The 19,300-nt window shown below is 74.2% G+C and carries 18 protein-coding genes; 10 read left to right on the top strand and 8 right to left on the bottom strand.

The window, feature by feature from the left end; genetic code table 11:
• Window positions 1-71: 71 nt before the first annotated feature.
• Window positions 72-1,541, bottom strand: a complete 1,470-nt coding sequence (locus VK501_RS09100) for an MFS transporter (protein WP_324336833.1) — start codon at window positions 1,539-1,541, stop codon at window positions 72-74.
• Between the two features lie 108 nt (window positions 1,542-1,649).
• Between VK501_RS09100 and VK501_RS09095 the strand changes: the two genes are divergently transcribed.
• The gene (locus VK501_RS09095) at window positions 1,650-2,225 is read left to right on the top strand and encodes a helix-turn-helix domain-containing protein (protein ID WP_324336832.1); all 576 of its coding nucleotides are present in this window, start codon (window positions 1,650-1,652) and stop codon (window positions 2,223-2,225) included.
• A 36-nt stretch (window positions 2,226-2,261) separates the two neighbouring features.
• On the opposite strand, the gene VK501_RS09090 is transcribed toward VK501_RS09095, so the two are convergent.
• Genes VK501_RS09090 through VK501_RS09065 form a run of 6 tightly spaced genes read right to left on the bottom strand, consistent with a single transcriptional unit; the run spans window position 2,262 to window position 7,122 of the window.
• The gene (locus VK501_RS09090) at window positions 2,262-3,326 is read right to left on the bottom strand and encodes an SDR family oxidoreductase (RefSeq protein ID WP_324336830.1); all 1,065 of its coding nucleotides are present in this window, start codon (window positions 3,324-3,326) and stop codon (window positions 2,262-2,264) included.
• A gap of 19 nt (window positions 3,327-3,345) precedes the next feature.
• Entirely contained in the window at window positions 3,346-4,020 is a 675-nt protein-coding gene (locus VK501_RS09085) for a response regulator transcription factor (protein ID WP_324336828.1), read from the bottom strand.
• Between the two features lies 1 nt (window position 4,021).
• On the bottom strand, window positions 4,022-5,290 hold the full coding sequence (locus VK501_RS09080; RefSeq protein WP_324336826.1) for a PspC domain-containing protein: 1,269 nt from the start codon (window positions 5,288-5,290) through the stop codon (window positions 4,022-4,024).
• A 31-nt stretch (window positions 5,291-5,321) separates the two neighbouring features.
• Window positions 5,322-5,459 carry a hypothetical protein gene (locus VK501_RS09075; RefSeq protein ID WP_324336825.1) on the bottom strand — a complete coding sequence of 46 codons (138 nt, stop codon included), beginning with the start codon at window positions 5,457-5,459 and terminating at the stop codon, window positions 5,322-5,324.
• Between the two features lie 41 nt (window positions 5,460-5,500).
• Window positions 5,501-6,742 carry a PspC domain-containing protein gene (locus VK501_RS09070; protein ID WP_324336822.1) on the bottom strand — a complete coding sequence of 414 codons (1,242 nt, stop codon included), beginning with the start codon at window positions 6,740-6,742 and terminating at the stop codon, window positions 5,501-5,503.
• 47 nt (window positions 6,743-6,789) lie between these two features.
• Entirely contained in the window at window positions 6,790-7,122 is a 333-nt protein-coding gene (locus tag VK501_RS09065; RefSeq protein WP_324336821.1) for a hypothetical protein, read from the bottom strand.
• A 74-nt stretch (window positions 7,123-7,196) separates the two neighbouring features.
• On the opposite strand from VK501_RS09065, the gene VK501_RS09060 reads away from it, so the two are divergent.
• The 5 genes from VK501_RS09060 to VK501_RS09040 all read left to right on the top strand — a co-directional run bounded on the left by VK501_RS09060 (window position 7,197) and on the right by VK501_RS09040 (window position 14,088).
• On the top strand, window positions 7,197-8,876 hold the full coding sequence (locus VK501_RS09060) for a glycerol-3-phosphate dehydrogenase/oxidase (RefSeq protein ID WP_324336820.1): 1,680 nt from the start codon (window positions 7,197-7,199) through the stop codon (window positions 8,874-8,876).
• A gap of 112 nt (window positions 8,877-8,988) precedes the next feature.
• Window positions 8,989-10,845 (top strand): hypothetical protein, encoded by a 1,857-nt coding sequence (locus tag VK501_RS09055; RefSeq protein WP_324336819.1) that lies wholly within the window; start codon window positions 8,989-8,991, stop codon window positions 10,843-10,845.
• 14 nt (window positions 10,846-10,859) lie between these two features.
• Window positions 10,860-11,612: a dihydrofolate reductase family protein gene (locus VK501_RS09050; protein WP_324336885.1), complete on the top strand. Its 753-nt coding sequence runs from the start codon at window positions 10,860-10,862 to the stop codon at window positions 11,610-11,612.
• Window positions 11,605-12,546, top strand: coding sequence for a dihydropteroate synthase (gene folP / locus VK501_RS09045; RefSeq protein ID WP_324336818.1), 942 nt, complete (start codon window positions 11,605-11,607; stop codon window positions 12,544-12,546). The genes VK501_RS09050 and folP overlap by 8 nt, the downstream gene beginning before the upstream one ends.
• Window positions 12,547-12,645: 99 nt before the next feature.
• Window positions 12,646-14,088, top strand: coding sequence for a Rho termination factor N-terminal domain-containing protein (locus tag VK501_RS09040; protein ID WP_324336816.1), 1,443 nt, complete (start codon window positions 12,646-12,648; stop codon window positions 14,086-14,088).
• A 57-nt stretch (window positions 14,089-14,145) separates the two neighbouring features.
• Here the strand turns inward: VK501_RS09040 and VK501_RS09035 are convergent, their stop codons facing one another.
• Window positions 14,146-14,610 carry a hypothetical protein gene (locus VK501_RS09035; RefSeq protein ID WP_324336814.1) on the bottom strand — a complete coding sequence of 155 codons (465 nt, stop codon included), beginning with the start codon at window positions 14,608-14,610 and terminating at the stop codon, window positions 14,146-14,148.
• Window positions 14,611-14,830: 220 nt separating this feature from the next.
• Here VK501_RS09035 and VK501_RS09030 point away from each other — a divergent pair, with 220 nt between their 5' ends.
• The 4 genes from VK501_RS09030 to VK501_RS09015 all read left to right on the top strand — a co-directional run bounded on the left by VK501_RS09030 (window position 14,831) and on the right by VK501_RS09015 (window position 19,297).
• A complete protein-coding gene (locus tag VK501_RS09030) occupies window positions 14,831-15,574 on the top strand; it encodes a response regulator transcription factor (protein WP_324336812.1) in 744 nt (247 codons plus the stop codon).
• A complete protein-coding gene (locus tag VK501_RS09025) occupies window positions 15,571-16,263 on the top strand; it encodes a HAMP domain-containing sensor histidine kinase (protein ID WP_324336810.1) in 693 nt (230 codons plus the stop codon). Before VK501_RS09030 ends, VK501_RS09025 begins: the two co-directional genes overlap by 4 nt.
• Window positions 16,260-16,940 carry a Flp pilus assembly protein CpaB gene (gene cpaB / locus VK501_RS09020; RefSeq protein ID WP_324336808.1) on the top strand — a complete coding sequence of 227 codons (681 nt, stop codon included), beginning with the start codon at window positions 16,260-16,262 and terminating at the stop codon, window positions 16,938-16,940. The genes VK501_RS09025 and cpaB overlap by 4 nt, the downstream gene beginning before the upstream one ends.
• A 128-nt stretch (window positions 16,941-17,068) precedes the next feature.
• A complete protein-coding gene (locus VK501_RS09015) occupies window positions 17,069-19,297 on the top strand; it encodes a hypothetical protein (RefSeq protein ID WP_324336806.1) in 2,229 nt (742 codons plus the stop codon).
• Window positions 19,298-19,300 lie beyond the last annotated feature (3 nt).

Genomic DNA, 19,300 nt, shown 5'->3' with positions numbered 1-19,300 from the left:
CGCCACCACGCGCCGCCCCCTGCCGTGCGCGACCCGCTCGGCGCGGGCCGTGCAGCTTTGGTCGCCGCCGCTCAGACGGCGACGGGGACGGGGTCGGACTCGCCGCTGCGCGCCGCCTCGACCTGCTCGCGGCTGTCGCGCGAGGAGATGAGGACGGCGGCCAGGATCGCGCCGGTCAGCGCGAACCCCGCGCCGACCAGGAAGGCGGTCTGGAAGCCTTCGGTCAGCGCGTTGGTCGCGCTGCGCTCGCCGCCGGCGAGGACGTGATCGGTGCGGCTGTTGGCGATCGACGAGAGGATCGCCAGCCCGAGGGCGCCGCCCACCTGCTGGGAGGTGTTGATCAGCCCTGACGCGAGGCCCGCCTCGTCGGGCTTGGTGCCCGTCACCGCCCCGATGGTCACCGGCACGAACGCGAGGCCGAGGCCGATCGCCGCCAGGAGCGACGGGAACAGGACGTCGCCGAGGTAGCTGCCGCCGGCGGAGACCTGGGCGAACCAGAGCAGCCCCGCGGTGATGAACAGCAGGCCGGCGATGAGCGTCGGCTTGAAGCCGACCCGCGTCACGAGCTGCGACGCCAGCCCCGCCGAGAAGATGATGCACAACGCCAGCGGCAGGTAGGCGAAGCCCGCCTTCAGCGCGCTGTAGTGCAGCACCTGCTGCAGGTAGAGCGAGATGAAGAAGAACATCGAGAACAGCGACATGCCGATCAGCAGGCCGACGACGTTCGAGCCCCGCAGGGTCCGCAGGCGGAAGATCGAGAACGGCACGAGCGGGTACGGCGAGCGCCGCTCGACCGCGCCGAACGCGGCGAGCAGGGCGAGCGAGATCGCGCCGAGCACGAGCGTCTGCGTCGAGGTCCAGCCAGCGTTGCTGGCGTCGACCAGCGCGTACACGCCGATCGCCAGACCGCCGGTGACGGTGATCGCGCCGGCGACGTCGAAGTGCCGCACGCGGTCGACGTCCCGGCTCTCGCCGAGCAGGCGCGGCGCGAGCGCGACGGCCGCCAGGCCGATCGGCACGTTGACGAACAGCACCCACTGCCAGCCGGCCCACTCGGTGAGCATGCCGCCGAGCAGGACGCCGGCGGCGCCGCCGGAGCCCGCCACGGCGCCCCAGACGCCCAGCGCCGTGTTGCGCTCCGCGCCCTCGCGGAACGTGGTGGTGACGATGCTCAGGGCGGCGGGGGACACCAGCGCGGCGCCGAGCCCCTGCACCGCGCGGGCGATGATGAGCCACAGCTCGCTCTGCGCGAAGCCGCCGGCCAGCGAGGCGGTCGCGAAGAGCAGGAGCCCGGCCATGAAGAGGCGGCGCCGCCCGAGCAGGTCGGCGAGCCGGCCGCCGAGCAGCAGGAAGCCGCCGAAGATCAAGGTGTAGGCGTTGACGACCCACGAGAGGTTGTCCTGCTTGAAGTTGAGGTCCTTGCCGATCGACGGCAGCGCGACGTTGACGATCGACGCGTCGAGGACGATGACGAACTGCGCGGTGGCCAGCAGCGCGAGCGCCAGCCACTTGTTGGTGCTCTGAGACGAGGAGGGAGGCAAGGGGGAGATCCTCCGGGATCCAGGGAAGTGGAGAGGTGGGTCCGTTTCTTCGCCGCACCATACGGAGAACCGGTTCCGCTTGTCAACCCTCGGCGCTACAGTGCGGACATGAGCTCCGCGGAGCCCAAGCCCCTGCGCGCCGACGCCCGCCGCAACCGCGAGCGGATCGTGGACGCGGCGCGCGACGTGTTCGCCGAGGCCGGCCAGGCGGCCCAGATGGACGACGTCGCGCGGCGGGCCTGCGTCGGGGTCGGCACCGTGTACCGCCACTTCCCGACGAAGGAGGCGCTGCTGGGCGAGTTGATGGCCACGAAGTTCCGCCACCACGCGGGGGTCGCGCGCCGGTGGGCGGAGCGCGACGACGGATGGGAGGCCTTCGAGGGCTTCCTGCGCGAGTCGTTCGACGCCATGGCGGAGGACGCCACGCTGCAGCAGCGCATCAGCTGGGCCGACTCCGGCGAGGCGCTGGCCAGCGCCGAGGCCGAGCGCCTCGTCCTGGCCGGCGTGGTCGGCGAGCTCATCGAGCGCGCCCAGGCCCAGGGCCGGATGCGCACGACGTTCACGGTCGACGACGTGCCCGCGCTGATGTGCGCGGTCGGCGCCGTCATGGCCGCGCGCGACCGCGCACCGGTCGACGCCGGCCGCTTCGTCGAGTTCGTCATCGACGGCCTGCGCGCGGGGTAGGGACAGTCCCCGTCCGAGCCTGGGAGGGTGTCCCCGCTACTTCTCGTGCGGCGGCCGGTAGGCGTCGTCGTGCTCGTGCGCGACGAAGAACGCCACCATCTCGCCGACGTACTCCGAGAACGGCGGGCAGCGCAGCCCGTTGCGGCCGAGGATCTCGGCCGCCTGCGCCGTGTCGAAGCGGACCGGGTGGTTGAGGTAGACGATCGACTCGCGCGGCGTGCCCCCGAACAGCTTCCGGATCGGCGCGTACTTCAGCGAGCGGTCCACGACGCCGGGCGGCAGCGGGATCCTCGGCTCGTGCCCGCGGTACTCGAGCGCCAGCAGCCGCGCCAGCTCGTGCGAGGAGACCGGCTCGGGATCGACGAGGTGCAGCGTGTGCCCGACCGCCTCGGGGTCGCGCGAGCCCGCCGCGATGGCCGACACGACGAAGTCGACCGGGACGACGTTGAACGGCGCGTCGCCGCGGCCGACCTGCAGCAGCGCGCCGGTCGGTCCCGACATCGAGCGCAGCAGGTAATACGGGCCGTCGAACTTCTGCGTCTCGCCGGTCTGCGAGTCGCCGACCACGATCGCCGGACGGTAGACCGTCGTCGGGATCTCCTCCATCGACGCGCGGACGAGGATCTCGGCGGCGAACTTGGTGGACTCATAGAAGTTCTTGAAGGCCTGGCCCGCGGCGAGGTCGGCCTCGAGCACGAGGCCCGAGCGCCGGCCGGCGACGTAGGCGGTCGAGATGTAGTGATGGCGCTCCAGGTTCGCGGCGCGCCGGCAGAAGTCCACGACGTGCTGCGTGCCCTGGACGTTGACGCGCTCGGCCAGCTCGGCGCCGACCGCGAGGTCGTAGACGGCGGCGAGGTGGAAGACCTTGACGACCTCGCCGGCGAGCCGGTCGTAGGTCTGCGGGTCCAGCCCGAGGGTCGGGTCGGTGATGTCGCCGGGCTGGACGTCGACGCCGTCGGGCGCCAGCGCGCGGGCGCGCTCCACCATCCGCGGCTCGACGAGCGCGACGATCCGGGCCTCGTCGTCGTCGGCCAGCAGGCGCGGGATGAGCCGGCCGGCGAGGAAGCCGGGGAAGCCGGTGATCAGGGAGGTCCGGGGCATCGCCCGGGAACCTAGCCGTTCAGTCGACGAGTCGTCGCTCAACGGCCCACCGGCTCAGCTCGTGGCGGCTGGACAGCTGCAGCTTGCGCAGCACCGCGCTGACGTGCGCCTCGACGGTCTTGACCGAGATCCCGAGCCGCTGGGCGATCTCCTTGTACAGGTAGCCGCGGGCGATGTGGCGCAGCACCTCGCGCTCTCGGGGGGTGAGCTGGTCGAGCTCGGGATCGACCGCGTCGGACTTCGGCCCGCCGGCGCCGCCGCCACCCGCGAACGCGTCGAGGACGAACCCCGCCAGCCGGGGCGAGAAGACGGCGTCGCCGTCCTGCACGCGACCGATCGCCTCGGCCAGCTCGGTCGAGCTGATGGTCTTGGTCACGTACCCGCGCGCGCCCGCGCGGATGACCGCGATGACGTCCTCCGGATCGTCGGAGACCGACAGCGCCAGGCACTTGGCGTCGGGCGCCTCGATCGCCAGGCGGCGCAGGATCTCCACGCCGCCGCCGCCCGGGAGGTGGACGTCGAGCAGGACGACGTCGGGCGCGCGCGCCACGATCTCGCGCACCGCGCCCTCGACGTCGCCGGCCTCGCCGAGGATCTGGACCAATCCCTCCAGCTCCGACCGCACGCCGGCGCGGAACAGGGCGTGGTCGTCGACCAGCACGACGGTCGGCAGCGCGTGGGTGGGGTCGTTCATCTCAGTCATCCAACACCAGTTCCACCTCGGTGCCCTGTCCGGGCGTGCTGTGCACGGTGGCGCGGCCGCCGTGGCGGGCCATCCGGCCCACGATCGACTCTCGCACGCCGCGCCGGTCCTCGGGCACGGTGCCGACGTCGAAGCCCTGGCCGCGGTCGCGCACGAAGACCTCCGTGTGGCCGTCGGTGACCTCGGCGAACAGGGAGATCGGCGCGTCGCTGCCGGCGTGGCGGACCGCGTTGGCCAGCGCCTCGCGGGCGGCGGCGACGAGCGCACGCGTGCGCTCGTCGAGGTCGCGATCGCCCACGGTGACGACCTCCACGGGCGTGCCGTGGGCCTCCTCGACCTCGGCAGCCGCGGCGCGCAGCGCGTCGGCGAGCCGCTCGTCGGGCCGCGCCTCGGGCGCGCCCGAGAGCCAGGTGCGCAGCTCACGCTCCTGGCGGCGGGCGAGCGTCGCGACCGCGCGCGGGTCGTCGGCGCGCTTCTGCACGAGCGCGAGGGTCTGGAGCACCGAGTCGTGCAGGTGCGCGGCCACCTCGGCGCGCTCCTGCGAGCGGATGCGCGCGGCACGCTCGGCGGTCAGCCCGCGGACCAGGCGCAGCCAGAACGGCGCCAGGACGAGCCCCAGCCCGAGCGAGACGACCACGAGCGAGAGCACGAGGTCGCGCGCGCCGCTGAGCGCGCCGTTGGCCTGCAGGAACAGCAGCGCGGCGCCCACGACGAGCGCGACGCCGAAGCCGCCCTGGTAGATCGCCCGCAGGTCGCTGGTCCCGAGCCGGTCGCTGGGCTCGGGCAGGGCGACGGGCTCGGGCGCCTGCTCGGGCCCGCGCGGCGTGCGGACCAGGGGCGGCTCCGGCGCGGCGGCGCCCGTCGTGATGTGGTGCCAGACCAGCGCGCCGCCGGAGACCGCGAGGACGAACGGCCACGTCACCGCGTCGCTCCACCAGAAGCCCAGCTCGCGGACGGTCAGCAGCGCGCCGAGCGCGAGGCACCCCACCCCGGCGGCGACCTGGAGGCCGCCCGGCCGCGCGCGCAGGCGCGAGGCGAGCGCCGGGCCCCCGGTCGCGGGCGCCATCAGCACCCACGCGGCGAGGTAGAGCGGCACGCCGAGGCCGGAGAGGATCGTCGCGACCACGAACCCGACGCGCACCAGCAGCGGGTCGATCCCCAGCGTCCGGGCGATGCCCGAAGCGACCCCGGCCACGAGCTTGCGGTCGGGGTCGCGGCGCAGGGCCGGACGTTGGGGAGACGTGGGAGCGGAGACGCTCACCGGCAGATCATCGCGCGTGCGGGCAAGCCGCTCACGCCCCGTCGCGGCGCGCCAGGCCGCTGACGAGCAGGATGAGGCCGATCACGGTGAGCACCAGCGGTGCGAGCGAGCCGAAGTCGAGGTTCAGCTGGCCGGCGCTGTCGAGGAGCAGGGCGGAGCCGAGGGCCATGACGCAGAGTCCGGAGACGAGGGTCGGGAGGTCCGGCCGGCTCACGCCCGCGCCCCGGCGCAGCCCGCGTCGGCGAGCAGGTCGGTGATCGTGTCGACGTCGTCGTGCCACGCGCGGTCGCCGCCGGGGCCGCGCCAGTCGTCGCGCGGGCGCCGGTGGCGGATCTCGATGGCGCCGATGCCGACGTCGCCGTCGATGATCAGCCGGCGACCCTGGTGGCGCGCGACGGTGCCGGCCTCGTCGTCGACGTCGGCGCCGGCGAACGTGTCGCCGAGGACGTCCACGTAGCCGAGGCCCGCGTGGGTCTTGGCCTGCACGCACACGTCGGAGGGGACGACGACCAGCGCGTGGCCGGTGCCGACGTCGAGCCGGAGCGAGACCTGCGCATCGGCGGGCCACTGCATCCGGCGCAGGTCGACGTCGAGCTCGCCGGCGCCCAGCTGGTAGCCGCCCGGCTTGAGGTCGGCGATCGTCGCGGGCGTGTAGTTGCGCTCGCCGACGCCGCCGTCCAGGTCGATCCCGGCGGCCGACACGACCCCGGCGGGGATCGCCAGCACGAGCGCGGGCAGCGCCAGCCAGCGCGCCTCGCCGTGGCGGAAGGACAGCGCGACCATCGTGACGCCGAGGGCGACGACCAGCGCCGCGACGACCGTCCCGCCACCGGCCGCCGTGGCCCAGGCCGAGCCGGCGAAGAGCAGCGCGCAGCCGATGAGCACGCCGAGCAGCAGGATCGTGACCTTGACCAGGCGGGCGACGGGCGGCTCGTCCTCGCCGCGACGGCGCAGCAGCCGCTGGCCGACGAGCACGAGGATCAGGACGACGAAGCCGAAGGGCGCGAGCGTCCAGGCGAAGCCGAAGCCGAAGCTGCCGTCCAGCAGGGCGATGCCCGCCAGGACGATGGCGATCGCGCCCAGCACCGTGGCCAGGCGCGACGGGCCCTGGTCGACCGGATGCCCGGTGCCGTCGTCGACGGGGACGAGGAAGTACGCCGCGACGTAGGCGATGACGCCGGCGCCGCCGACGAACGCCAGGGCGACGGCGGCGATGCGGACGATGAGCGGGTCGATGTTGAAGTAGCGCGCGATGCCGCTGCAGACGCCCGCGATGACGCGGTCGTCGCGGGAGCGCAGCAGGCGCCGCGGGCCGGCGGCGGGGGCGGCCGTCGTGGGCGCCTCGCCGGCCGGGGGGACGTCGGTCCGCGGCGCCTGCTCGGTCGGCGCCTCGTCGTCGGGCCGGCGATCCTGGGGCTCGGGTGCGTCGGGGGAGTCGGGGGTCTCGGGCATGGGAGCAAGATCGCGCGGCGCGGGCCCGCGCACCATCCGGGATGACCCTAGAGCGGCTCGGGGATGTCCCCCAGAGGGACGGCAGCCGCGAGGTCGTCGTCAGGCGTCCCGGAGACCAGGTGGCCGACCTTCTGCTCGCGGAACTGCACCTCGAAGCGCGTGTCCAGCCGCGCCGAGACGGCCGCCACGGCGCGCAGCAGCGGGGCGCCGCCGGTGAGCGTCTCGGTGCGCACGTAGGCGCCGACGGTGCGCTCGTCCCCGCCGCTGGGATCGTCGAAGAAGCCCGCGTCCGGCACGTTGCGCGCTGCGGCGCGCAGGGCCTCCGCGTGGCCGTCGTGGGCGGCGTCGGCGACGAAGAGCACGAGGTAGCTGTCGGCCACGGTCCCCCGACGCTACCGCCCGCGGCGGGTGGGGTCCGGGTGGGACCGGAGGCCCTGGCACACTCCGCGATCCGATGATCGCCCGCGCCGACGCCGTGACCGCCCTCGCCGGCGAGGAGTTCGACGTGGTCGTCGTGGGCGGCGGCATCACCGGCGCGGGTTGCGCGCTGGACGCGGCCACGCGCGGCTACAGCGTCGCGCTGGTCGAGCGCCACGACTTCGCGTCGGGGACGTCGAGCCGGTCCAGCAAGCTCGTCCACGGCGGGCTGCGCTACCTGCAGAACTTCGACCTCGGGCTCGTGCGCGAGGCGCTGCTGGAGCGCCAGATCATGGTGTCCCTGGCGCCGCACCTGGTCAGGCCGCTCCCGCTGATCGTCCCCGCGTTCGACGGCGCGCGCCCCGATCGCATGATGGGCATGGGCCTCAACCTCTACGACGTCATGTCGGTGGACAAGCTGCGCTCGCCGCTGCGCCGGCGCGGCCGCGAGCGCGAGCGCGACGCCGCGTCCACGGAGTCCTGGTCGCCCGACCGCCACCGCATGATCGACGCCGGCGAGGTCGCCGAGGGCCTGCCCGCGCTGGCCGCGCGCGAGCCGACCTCGGGCTACCTGTTCTACGACTGCCAGACCGACGACAGCCGCCTCGTGCTGACCGTCCTGGCGGAGGCCGAGCGCTTCGGCGCCGTGTGCGCGAACGGGCTGCTCGTGACCGAGCTGGTCGAGGAGGCCGGTCGCGCGCGCGGCGTGCGCGTGACCGACGCGGAGTCCGGCGAGTCGTTCACCGTGCGCGCGCAGAACGTCGTCAACGCGACCGGCGTGTGGGCCGACCGCCTGCGGCCCGAGGAGCTGCACGACGAGGCGGAGGTCCCGATCATCCGGCCCAGCCGGGGCACGCACATCACGTTTCGCCGCGCGGACCTGCCGCTGAACGCCGGCGCGATCGTGCCGGCCGGCGGGGGCCGGTTCATCTTCGCGCTGCCGTGGCTGGGCGGCTCGCTGGTCGGCACGACCGACAGCGATCATCCGACGCCGGAGCTCGACCACGTGCGCCCGGCCGACGAGGACGTCGAGTACCTGCTGGAGGCCGTCAACGCGTTCTTCGGCACGGAGCTCACCGCGTCGGACATCACCGGCGCGTTCGCGGGGGTCCGGCCGCTGATCTCGTCGGCCGACCAGGGCAAGTCGGTGGACATCTCGCGCAAGGCCGAGCTGTACGAGACCTCCAGCGGGATGGTCACGATCACCGGCGGCAAGCTCACGACGTGGCGGCGGATGGCGAAGATGGCGGTCGACCGGCTGGTGGAGCGCGAGGCGCGCGACGCGCCGTGCCGCACGCACGAGATCCCGCTCGGACAGGCCGCCGAGGCCTCCGCGCTGCCCCGCGTCGCGGGCGTCGCCGGCGGCGCGTACGCCGCGCTCGCCGCCCGCTACGGGCACGCCGCGCACGACGTGCTCGCCATCGCCGCCGAGCGCACAGAGCTCGCCGGGCCGGTCGTCGCATCGCAGCCCGACCTGCTCGCCGAGGCCGTCTACGCGGTGCGGCGCGAGCAGGCGCGCACGGTCGGCGACGTCCTGCTGCGCCGCACCCGCCTGGGCCTGGTGGCGGCGCGCGACGTGACCGCCGACGGCGGCGCCGCAGCCCGCCGCGTGGCGGCCGCGATGGCGCCCGAGACCGGCTGGGACGACGCCGCGCAGCGACGCGCAGCGGCGGCGTTCGCCGGCGAGGCGGCGGCCGAGGGACTGGTTCCCGGATGACCGCCGGACCGACGACCGTCGGGCGCGCACCGTAACTTCCGGTCCGGCGCCGGTTTCCCCGACACGACCGCCGTCCAGTTTCCGTCCCCTCCGAGGAGCAGCTCCGCAGCCCATGCGCCGCCGCCTGGCCTTCATCGTCACGACCCTCGCCGCCCTCACGCCGGCCACCGCCGCCCACGCGGCGTTCTTCACGGGTGAGCCCATCGACGGTCCCTCGCCGGACATCCGCTCGGTGGGCGACATCGACGTCGCCCGCGACGGCAGTGGCGCGGTCGCCTACGTGCGCCGCGACGGGGGCGTCGACCATGTCTTCGTCTCGCGCCTGGTCAGCGGCGCCTACCAGACGCCCGAGCGCGTCGACGTCGGCATCGACGCGGCGTCGTCGCAGCCGGTCGTCGCCGCCTCCGACGGCGGCCGCCTCGTGGTCGTGTTCATCAGCGGGGGCTCGGCGCTCGCCACGGTGCGGCCCGCGGGCGCGCCGGCGTTCGCGGCCCCGCAGCTGCTGGCGTCGGGCGCCTCGGACCCGTCGGTCGACATGTCGTTCAACGGCGCGGCGTTCGCGACCTACACCGCCAACGGCGACGTCCTCGCCGCGCGGATGGACCGCAGCGCCACCGCCTTCACCGGTCTCGCCGCGCCGCTCGACATCGACCCGGCCGCCACCGCCGGCGTCGGCAGCGCGCGCTCGCGCGTGGCGATCTCCGCCGACGGCACCGCCGTCGCGACCTGGGGCGAGAACGGTCGCGTCTACGCGCGCCGGCTGTTCGGCACGAACGTGTCGACCGCGCCGCAGGACCTGACGGTCGGCGAGCTGGAGGGGCACGCGGGCGGCACCGCGGACGCGCCGGACGTCGACATCGAGGACGACTCGAGCTTCGCCTGGATCACGTTCCGCCAGCAGTTCACCGACGGCTCGGTGCAGAAGCCGCGCGCGATCGGCGTGCGGCTGCGCGGCTCACGCACCGAGCCGCCCGTCGCGTTCGACGGCCTCGGCTGGGGCGGCGAGGGCGTGGAGACCCCGCGCGTCGACCTCAACGGCAAGGGCCAGGGCGTCGCGACCGTCGGCACGACCGGCGGCTCGGCCATCGCCGGCGTCCTCAAGGACGACGTGCTCAACACCGCCGCGCCGCTCGGCGGCTCCGGCGCGCCGGCACAGCCTGACGGGGCGGTCGCCGAGACCACCGATCGCGTCGTCGGCTGGATCAGCACCGCCGACGCCACGGTCCACGGCGTCTTCTACGACGACAAGCCGAACGTGCGCAACGCGCCGCCGCCCGGGCCCGACACGCTGCTGACCAACCCGGAGCTCGGCCCGGCCGACCCGGGCGCGGGCTTCGACGTCGCGGCCAACCGCACCGGCGACTTCTCGTTCGTCTTCGTCCAGGGCACCGGCGACGCCCGCCGGCTCGTCGCCGCCTCCTACGACCGCCTGCCGGGCGCGTTCCAGATCAGCACGAGCTCGAAGCTGTGGCGCAACGTCGCCCTGCAGCCGCTGGCGTGGGGCACGGCGCTGGAGCTGTGGGGCCCGCTGACCTACAGCGTGCTGATCGACGGCAAGCCCGTCGCCCAGACCCAGCAGACGAAGTCCGTGCTGCCGGTCGGCGCCGTCTCCGAGGGTCTGCACACGTGGCGGGTGGTCGCGACCGACCGTCGCGGCCAGACCGTCACCACGACGGTCAAGCCCCTCAAGGTCGACACCGTCGCGCCGACCGCGTCGTTCTCGGTCAAGCGCAAGCAGCGCGCGGTGACCGTCACCGCGAAGGCCGCCGACGTCGTCCCGCCCAGCGGGAAGGCCGCAGGGATCAAGTACGTGCGGATCGACTGGGGCGATCGCAGCGCCGTCACGCAGGCGCGCAAGGCGACGCACCGCTACGGGCACACCGGCTCCTTCACGATCCGGGTCAGCGCGGCCGACGACGCCGGCAACGCCGTCGCGGTGGAGCGCAAGATCCGCATCGGCGGCAAGTAGCGGCGGGGCGGGCGCTGGCTGACTCCCTGCACCGGCTGGACGACGGCGAGGCGCGCACGGCGCGCGACCTCGTCGCCGGCCTGGGCCTGCGCGACGAGCGGCCCGCCGGTGCGCGCCCGCGTGTCGTCGCCGACATGATCGCCTCGGCCGACGGGCGCGCCTCGGTGCAGGGCCGCTCGGTCGCGCTCGGCCATCCGGCCGACCGGGCGCTGCTGCGCGAGCTGCGGACCGGCGTGGACGCGATCCTCGTCGGGACCGGCACGATGAAGGCCGAGCGCTACGCGAACCTGCTCGACGCCGACCAGCGCGCCGGGCGGGCGGCCGCGGGGCTGCCGGAGCATCCGACGGTCGTCACGGTCTCGCGCGCGCTGGAGCTGCCGGTGGAGGTCGGGCTGTTCTCCGAGCCGGGGCGGTCGATCCTCGTCTACACGGAGTCCTGTGCCGCGGCGCCCGAGGTGGGCGCCGACGTCGAGGTCGTGCGCCTGGCGCCCGGGACGCTCGCGCTGCCCGCGCTCCTGGCGGATCTCGGTGCGCGCGGCGTGCGCGGCGTGCTCTGCGAGGGCGGTCCGACGCTGCTGCGCGAACTGGTCGTGCAGGGGTTGCTGGACGACCTGCTGCTGACCGTGGCGCCGTGGCTGATCGCCGGCGACGCGCCGACGATCCTCGAGGGCGCCGCCGAGCTGCCCGAGGCCGGCCGGCTGGGTCTCCGCGACGTGCACCGCGCCGGCGACCACCTGTTCCTGCACTACGTTCCCCAGCGTGACTGACGCGCCCGGATCCACGCCCGCGCGCCTGCTGCTGCGCGACCGCGAGCTGGCGCTGCGGCCGGGTCGGCCGCTGGTGATGGGCATCGTCAACGCCAACCCGGACTCGTTCTCGGACGCGGTGCGCACGACGACGCTCGACGCGCAGGTCGCGCTGGCGCTGCGACTGGTCGACGAGGGCGCCGACCTCATCGACGTCGGCGGCGAGTCCGGCGTGACCTACACGGGCGTGACCGCCGCCGAGGTCGAGCGCTCGCGCGTGGTCCCGCTGGTGCAGCGGCTGGTCGCCGAGGGCGTCGTCGTGTCGGTCGACACCTGGAAGCCCGAGGTCGCGGGCGCCGCGCTGGACGCCGGCGCGCACCTGCTCAACGACGTCAGCGGCCTGCGCGACCCGGCGCTCGCCGACCACGTGGCGCGCACCGGCGCCTCGCTCGTCGTGATGCACACGCGCGCCGCGCCCAAGGAGGAGCACTTCGCCGACTACGGCGGCGACGTCGTGGGCGACGTGGTGTCGTTCGTCGCCGAGCGCTGCGCGGTGGCGCGCGCCCACGGCGTGCCGGCCGACCGGCTGATCGTCGATCCCGGGCCCGACTTCGCGAAGTCCCCGGCCGAGTCGGTCGCGTCGCTGCGCGCGATCGACCAGCTCGCCGCGCTCGGCCATCCGTGGCTGGCCGCGGTGTCGCGCAAGTACTTCCTCGCCGCGGTGACCGGCCGGCCGCCGGCCGAGCGCCTGGCCGGCACGCTGGCCGCCGTCGGCTACGCCGCGGACCGCGGTGCGGCGATGGTCCGCGTGCACGACGTCGCCGCGACGGTCGACTTCCTCGCGGTGCGCGAGGTCCTGCACGGCGGGGCCGAGGTGGGGGAGGTCGACGCCTCCGACGACGGGCTGAAGTGGATCCGCGCGGGGACATCGCCCGGCGACGAAACGTCGTCCTGACCGGGGACTTCGCTACGGTCCGCGACGAGAGAGTCGCCGTCCCGCTGCAAGGCAACGCGGGATGGACGCCTACCGACACCCATTTCCGAGGAGGACTCCATGTCCGTTCTTACCCGTTCCGCCCTCGAGGCCAGCCCGCTCGCCGACCTCCACACGATCGCTTCCGAGATCGGCATCGACGGCTTCCGGCGCCTGCGCAAGGCCGACCTGGTCGCCAAGATCATCGAGCAGCAGGGCGGCGAGGAGGCCAACGGCGAGGTCGTGGTCGAGGCCGAGGCGCCCGCCGCCGAGGAGGCGCCCAAGCGCCGCACGCGTGGGGCCCGCGGCGGCCGCACCCGCCGCAAGGCCGAGGACGAGGACGAGGCCGAGGCCGGCGCGTCCGACGACGCCGAGGCCGACGCGTCCGACGACGCCGAGGCCGACGTCATCGCGACCGAGGACGAGGTCGTCGACGAGGTCATCGCCGCCGAGGAGGCGGACGCCGAGGGCGAGGAGGCCATCGACGAGAAGCCGCGCCGCCGCAGCCGTGGTGGCCGTGGCCGCGATCGCGACCGCGACGACGAGAAGCCCGCCCCGCGCGCCGAGCGCGACCGCGGCGACCGCGACCGCGACCGCGACGACCGCGACGCCGATCGCGAGGACCGCATCGCCGAGGGCACCGTCGAGCTGCTGCCCAACGGCTCGGGCTTCGTCCGCGTCACGCCGCCGGAGGCCTCCGACGACGACGTCTACGTCTCCGCCGCCCAGATCCGCCGCTGCGAGCTCGTCTCCGGCGACCAGGTCGCCGGCCCGGTGCGCGAGCCGCGCCGCTCCGAGCGCTACCCGTCGCTGATCCGCATCGACACCATCAACGGCCGCCCCGCCGACGAGGTCGCCGAGGGCACGCACTTCGACGACCTGCCGTGCACGCTGCCGACCGAGCGCCTGGCGCTCGGCTCCGAGGACGCGACGCTCAAGGCGATCGAGTGGCTCACGCCGATCGGCAAGGGCTCGCGCGCCGCGATCGTGGGCGAGGCCCACGCCGGCAAGTCCGAGGCGCTCAAGCGCCTGGCCGGCGCGCTGAAGGCCGTCGAGGGCCTCGAGGTCCACGTCGTGCTCGCGGCCGTGCGGCCCGAGGAGTGCGCCGAGTGGCGCGCGGGCGAGATCGAGCCCGCCGCCGCGCTGACCATCGGCGCCAGCCCCGACGCCCAGACCCAGGCCGTCGAGCGGGCGATCGACACCGCCAAGCGCATCACCGCACGCGGCGGGGACGTCGTCGTGCTCATCGACGCGATCGACGGCCTGCCGCCGCACGCCGCGCGCCGCGCCCTGGGGGCGGCCCGCAACATCGTCGACGGCGGCTCGCTGACCGTGGTCGCCACCGCGGCCGCGCCCGTCGGCGGCGAGACGACGATCATCGCCCTGGACCGCACGCTGACCCGGACCGGCCGCTTCCCGGCGCTCGACCTGGTCAACAGCGGCACGCTGCGCCCGGAGCTGCTGGTCGGTGACGCCGGCGCCGACGCGATCGCCCAGGCGCGGGCGCAGGCGCTCGGCGCCTAACCCTCGATCAGGCTCGACCTCAGGCTCGACTCGAGCCTGAGGTATCGCCGCCGGCGCCTACCGCGGCACGTAGGCGACCCGGCCCCAGGAGGGCTCGGGGGCCAGCTCGACGGGCTCGCCGTCGCGGTCCGGCTGGACGTACATGAAGGAGGAGGTCTCGGCGTCGAACTCGACGTCGAGCTCGTCCTCCTTGACGCGCTGGTCCAGCCAGGCGGAGCGGAAGACGAGGCGGCGCAGCCAGTGCACCAGCGAGCGGTCGCTGGGGCCGACGAGCTCGGGCCAGCAGTCGTTGACGTGCTCACCCAGCGCGGACGCGGGCTCCTGGATCTCCCCGTTGACCGACAGGGTCACCAGGTCCTCCAGCTCGGGGTCGTCCAACCGGCCGGAGACGAACCCCAGCTTGTTGGCGGCCTGCTCGCAGCGCTCGCGGAAGTCGCGCTCGTTGAAGGTGAACCGGAGTTCGCCGTATTCGAGGACGAAGTCCTCACCGCTGTCGTAGTTGCCTCGGCGTGCGTCGTTCATATGGTGAATCGGTCAAGTCGCGCCGAGGTAGGACGGCGGCTCCCGGAGTCGTCGGCATCGTATGCCCGATCCCTTCGTCTCCGCAGGTGATGGGATGGATCTTGCAGTCCGTCCGCTCCTCGTGCGGCCCGCCGTCGGGATGAGGTTCGGTGCGGTCTGACCGGACCCTTCCGGTGGGCCGAGGGGGGCGAGTTCTGCAACGCGCCGCCCTTGTGGGGGCATGACCCACGACACGCCCGCGACCATCCTCGTGGCCGAGGACGACGCGACGACGCGGACGTTCCTGGCCGACGAGCTGACCGCCGACGGCTACGAGCTCCTCGTCGCCGAGTCGGCCGCCGACGCCCTGCGACTGCTGGAGACGAAGTTCCCCGATCTGGCGATTCTGGACGTGGGGCTGGGCGAGGCCTCGGGCCTCGACGTGGTGCGCCGCGTCCGCGCCGCCGACGGCGCGGTGAGCCGCATGGATCCGGACCTGCCCGTGCTCGTGCTGAGCGGTCGCTGCGGTGAGGTCGACCGCGTCCGCGCCTTCGAGGCGGGGGCCGACGACTTCGTCGCCAAGCCCTACTCGTACGCCGAGCTACGCGGGCGCGTCGGGGCGCTGCTGCGCCGCACCGAGCGCCGCCGCCGGCCGTCGCGCGTGCGGGTCGGGACGCTGGAGATCGACCCGGCGTCGCGCGACGTCCGGCTGGCCGGCCGGCGGATCGCGCTGACCCAGAAGGAGTTCGCGCTCCTGCGCGTGCTGGCGGCGTCGCCGACGACCGTTCACACCAAGGATGCGCTGCTGCGCAGCGTCTGGGGCTACCGGGCGAGGGGCACGACGCGGACGCTGGACAGCCACGCCTGCCGTCTGCGCGCCAAGCTCGGCATCGCCGGCGACCGCTTCGTCCTGAACGTCTGGGGCGTGGGCTACCGCCTGATCGACGATCCGGGCTCCAGCAGCCTGGAGCTGGAGGCGGCATGAGCGCCGTGCCGGCCGCGTTCGTCGCGGTGCTCAGCGCCGCCGCCGCCGTCATCGCGTGGCACCGGTGCCGGGCGTTGCGGGAGCGCGCCGCGCGCGTCGCGCACGAGGTCCGTGGGCCGCTGTCGGCGGCCCAGCTCGCGCTCCACGGCGCGGCGCGTCGCGGCGAGGTGGCGCCGATCCTCGTCGCCGCCCTCGAGCTCGAGCTGCGGCGAGCGGTCCTGGCGCTCGAGGACCCGCGCTCGGCGGCCGTCAGCGCCGACGTCGACCTCGACGCCCTGCTGCGCTGCCAGGTGCAGACGTGGCAGGAGGTCGCCGCGGCGCACGGCGCTCGGGTGGTGCTGGTGCCCGGGCCCGGCACCGCGGTCGTGCACGCCGACGCGCTGCGCGTCGCGCAGGCCACCGGCAACGTGGTCGCCAACGCCATCGAGCACGGCGGCGGGATCGTCGAGATCCGCACGCGCAGGATCGGCGACCGGGTCCGGGTCGAGGTGGCCGACGGCGGCCCCGGGCTCCCCGCGTCCGTCGCCGAGCTCGCGCGCCGGCCGCGGGCGGGGCGAGGCCGTCGCGGGCGCGGGCTGGCGATCGCGGCGAACGTCCTGACGCACTGCGGCGGCCGGATCGCGGCGGTGCCGTCGGCGGGCGGCGGCCGCGTCGCCATCGAGCTTCCGGCGGCGGCGGCCCGCCCGTGACGCGCCGGCGCCGCGCCGCCCTCCTGCTCGGCCTCGCTCTGGTGCTCGGCGCCCTGGCGGCCTCCGACGTCGCCGGGCGCGAGGCGGCCCTGCGGCGCTCGGTCGGCCCGGCCGTGCCGGTGGTGGTGGCGCGGACGCGCCTCGCCGCGGGCACGCGCCTCGACGCCCGCTACCTCGGCATCCGCCGCGTGCCTGCGCGCTTCGCGCCGGCCGCGGCGTACGCCTCCGTCGCGGCGCTCGCCGGAACCCGTGCCGCGGTCGCGCTGGAGCTGGGCCAGGACGTGACGCCCTCGGCGGTCGACGACGGCACCCGCGTGGCCGGTGCGCCGGTCCGGCCGGGGGAGCGCGTGGCCGACGTCGTGGCCCGCGGCTCGATCGAGCTCGTGCGCCCCGGCGGCCGCGTCGACGTGCTCGTGACCCGGGAGCGCGGCGACGGCGGCGGTTCGACGTCGGTGGCGCTGGAGGACGCCGAGGTCCTCGCAGCGGGCCCGGCCGCGGAGGCCGGTGCCGAGGAGGGCGGACCGCGCGTCGCGGTCTCGCTGCGCGTGACGGTGCGGCAGGCGGTGTTCCTCGCGGCCGCGCAGTCGTTCGCCCGCGAGCTTCGCCTCCTGCCGCGGGCCGCGGGCGATCACCGCCGCGGCGTGGCCGGCACGACGGTCGGGGCAGATCTCCGATGAGGACGGTCGATCGGCCCCGCCGGGGTCTGATCGCGGACGTCCGATGGCGCCTCGGTCACCCGTCCAGCAGCGGGTCCGCACCTCAAGGCTCCACCCACACGACCGATACCCCGGGCCGAGGCTCACTCATGCTGCGAATCCTTCGTTCCCTTCCTCTCGTCCTCGCGCTGGCCATGTTCATGGTCCCCGCGGCTGCCAACGCTGCCCCGGTCGCCAAGAAGGCGGGGACGGCGAAGTCCAAGACGACTTCGTCGAAGAAGAAGACCACCAAGAAGACGACGTACCCGACCGTCACCAAGGTCTCGCCGATGAAGGCGGGCATCGGTGACAAGATCGTCATCAAGGGCAAGACGTACAAGTCGGGCAAGGCCAAGAACTACGTCGTCTTCAAGCGCGACGGCGGCAAGGCCCTCTTCGTCAAGGCCGACAAGGCGACCACGACGCAGATCACGGTCACCGTCCCGGCCAAGCTCCTCACCTTCTTCAAGCAGAAGAGCGGCGCTCCGCAGCCGACGCGCTTCCGCCTGCGGGTCATGGCCACCAAGCTCGGCAAGACCTACACCAAGACCGGCCAGTCGCCGCTGCTCTCCCCGACGTCCTCGGCCTCCGGCTCCGCCGGCGACTGCGACGCCGACGGCGTGTCCAACGCCAAGGACGGCGACGACGACAACGACCTCGCCTCCGACACCCTGGAGGCCACGGCGGGCACGGACGCCTGCAAGCGCGACTCCGACGGCGACGGCATGTCCGACGGCTGGGAGATCCAGTCGGCCAAGGATCGCAACGGCGGTGTCTACCCGAAGACCAAGCCGAGCCCCAACCCGCTTGATCCCAAGGACGCCGCCATCGACAGCGACGGCGACGGCCTGACGAACCTTGAGGAGTACAGCGCCTGGGCGACGTACGGCGGCAACGCGATCCCGCTGAGCTACAGCGGCGGCAACGGCGCCTCCACGGGCCGCGGGGCAGTACCGGCCGGCCAGGGCTACATGGACCGTGACGGCAACGGGTTCCTCTCGGACCTCGAGCGCGACGCCGACGGCGACGGCTTCCCGAACATGGACGAAACCCGCGGCGACCTTGCGGGCACGACGATCGAGGCAGCGCGCATCACCAAGAGCCAGGCCGACTCGGACCCGAAGTTCTACGACTTCGGCATCTTCACCCCGAGCTACCTCGCGCAGGCCGCGGAGCTGGCGCAGCAGAGCCCGCTCCAGTGCGGCGGCATCAACCAGGTGCCGTTCTACTGCACCGACAAGATCTCCGGCGGCCTCGTGGACGTGCAGAAGGTCGACACGCTCGACTGGCTGTCCCCGGACTCCGACGGTGACGGGCTACGCGACGACGGCGACGACGTCGACCACGACGGCATCTCCAACCTGACCGAGTACCTCAGCATGATGTCGCTGCCGTTCAAGAGCCGGAAGGTCTCGCCGCTGGACGCCTGCGTCCCCAGCTACGACAATGCCGCGTGCCTCCTGGGCTCCAGCGACATCGACGGCGACGGACTGCCCAACGCCAGCGACGAGGACGACGATGGCGACGGCCTGGTCGACGGGTTCGAGAACGGCCTCGGGACCAACCCGCTGGCCTGGGACACCGACGGCGACGGCGTGAGCGACGGGTTCGAGTACTACTCGGCCAGGGACCTCAACAACTCGAACGTGCCCTACCCGGGCAAGCGGGCCTACCCCAACGCGCTGGACAAGACCGACGCGAACTCGGACTTCGACGGCGACTCGCTGACCCTCACCCAGGAGTACCAGGCCTGGCTGTACGGGTCCTGCTCGGGCCACGTGCACGACGCCACGTACAACAACTGCCACCTCATCTTCCCGCTCAGCTACAGCGACGGCACGCAGAAGACCGACGGCTCCACCAGCGACGCCGATCGCGATGTTGACGGCGATGGGCTGACGAACTGGGTGGAGGCCAACGGTCCCCTGAGCAGCCCGGCGTGGTGGAATGCCTGGGCCAACGCGCCCGGCAACCGCTGCAACGCGGACTACGTCGAGTCGAACTACGCCGGACCGGCGTTCTCGGGCCTGGACTTCGTCGACCACGACACCGACGGCGACGACGTCCGCGACGGCGACGATGACGTCGATCACGACGGCTACCGCAACGACCAGGAGCAGGGGCGTCCCTTGAACTGGTGCAGCACCTACGTCTCGTCGGGGTTCAGCGTCGACGGCGTGAGCTACGGCCGGCCCGGCGGGACCAACCCGGTGGCGCGCGTCCAGCCGTTCAACCCGTGCAAGCCGACCTACTCGAGCTACTGCCACTACCCGGTGCCCCAGGGCTACTACCCGGCCAAGGAGGACTGGGCGAGCCCGTATCACGTGGACGGCCCGTAGCGG

The organism is Baekduia sp. (assembly GCF_035318805.1).
Lineage (GTDB): Bacteria > Actinomycetota > Thermoleophilia > Solirubrobacterales > Solirubrobacteraceae > Baekduia.
The sequence above is the reverse complement of the archived record's forward strand: the minus strand, read 5'-3'. Positions and strand labels throughout refer to the sequence as shown.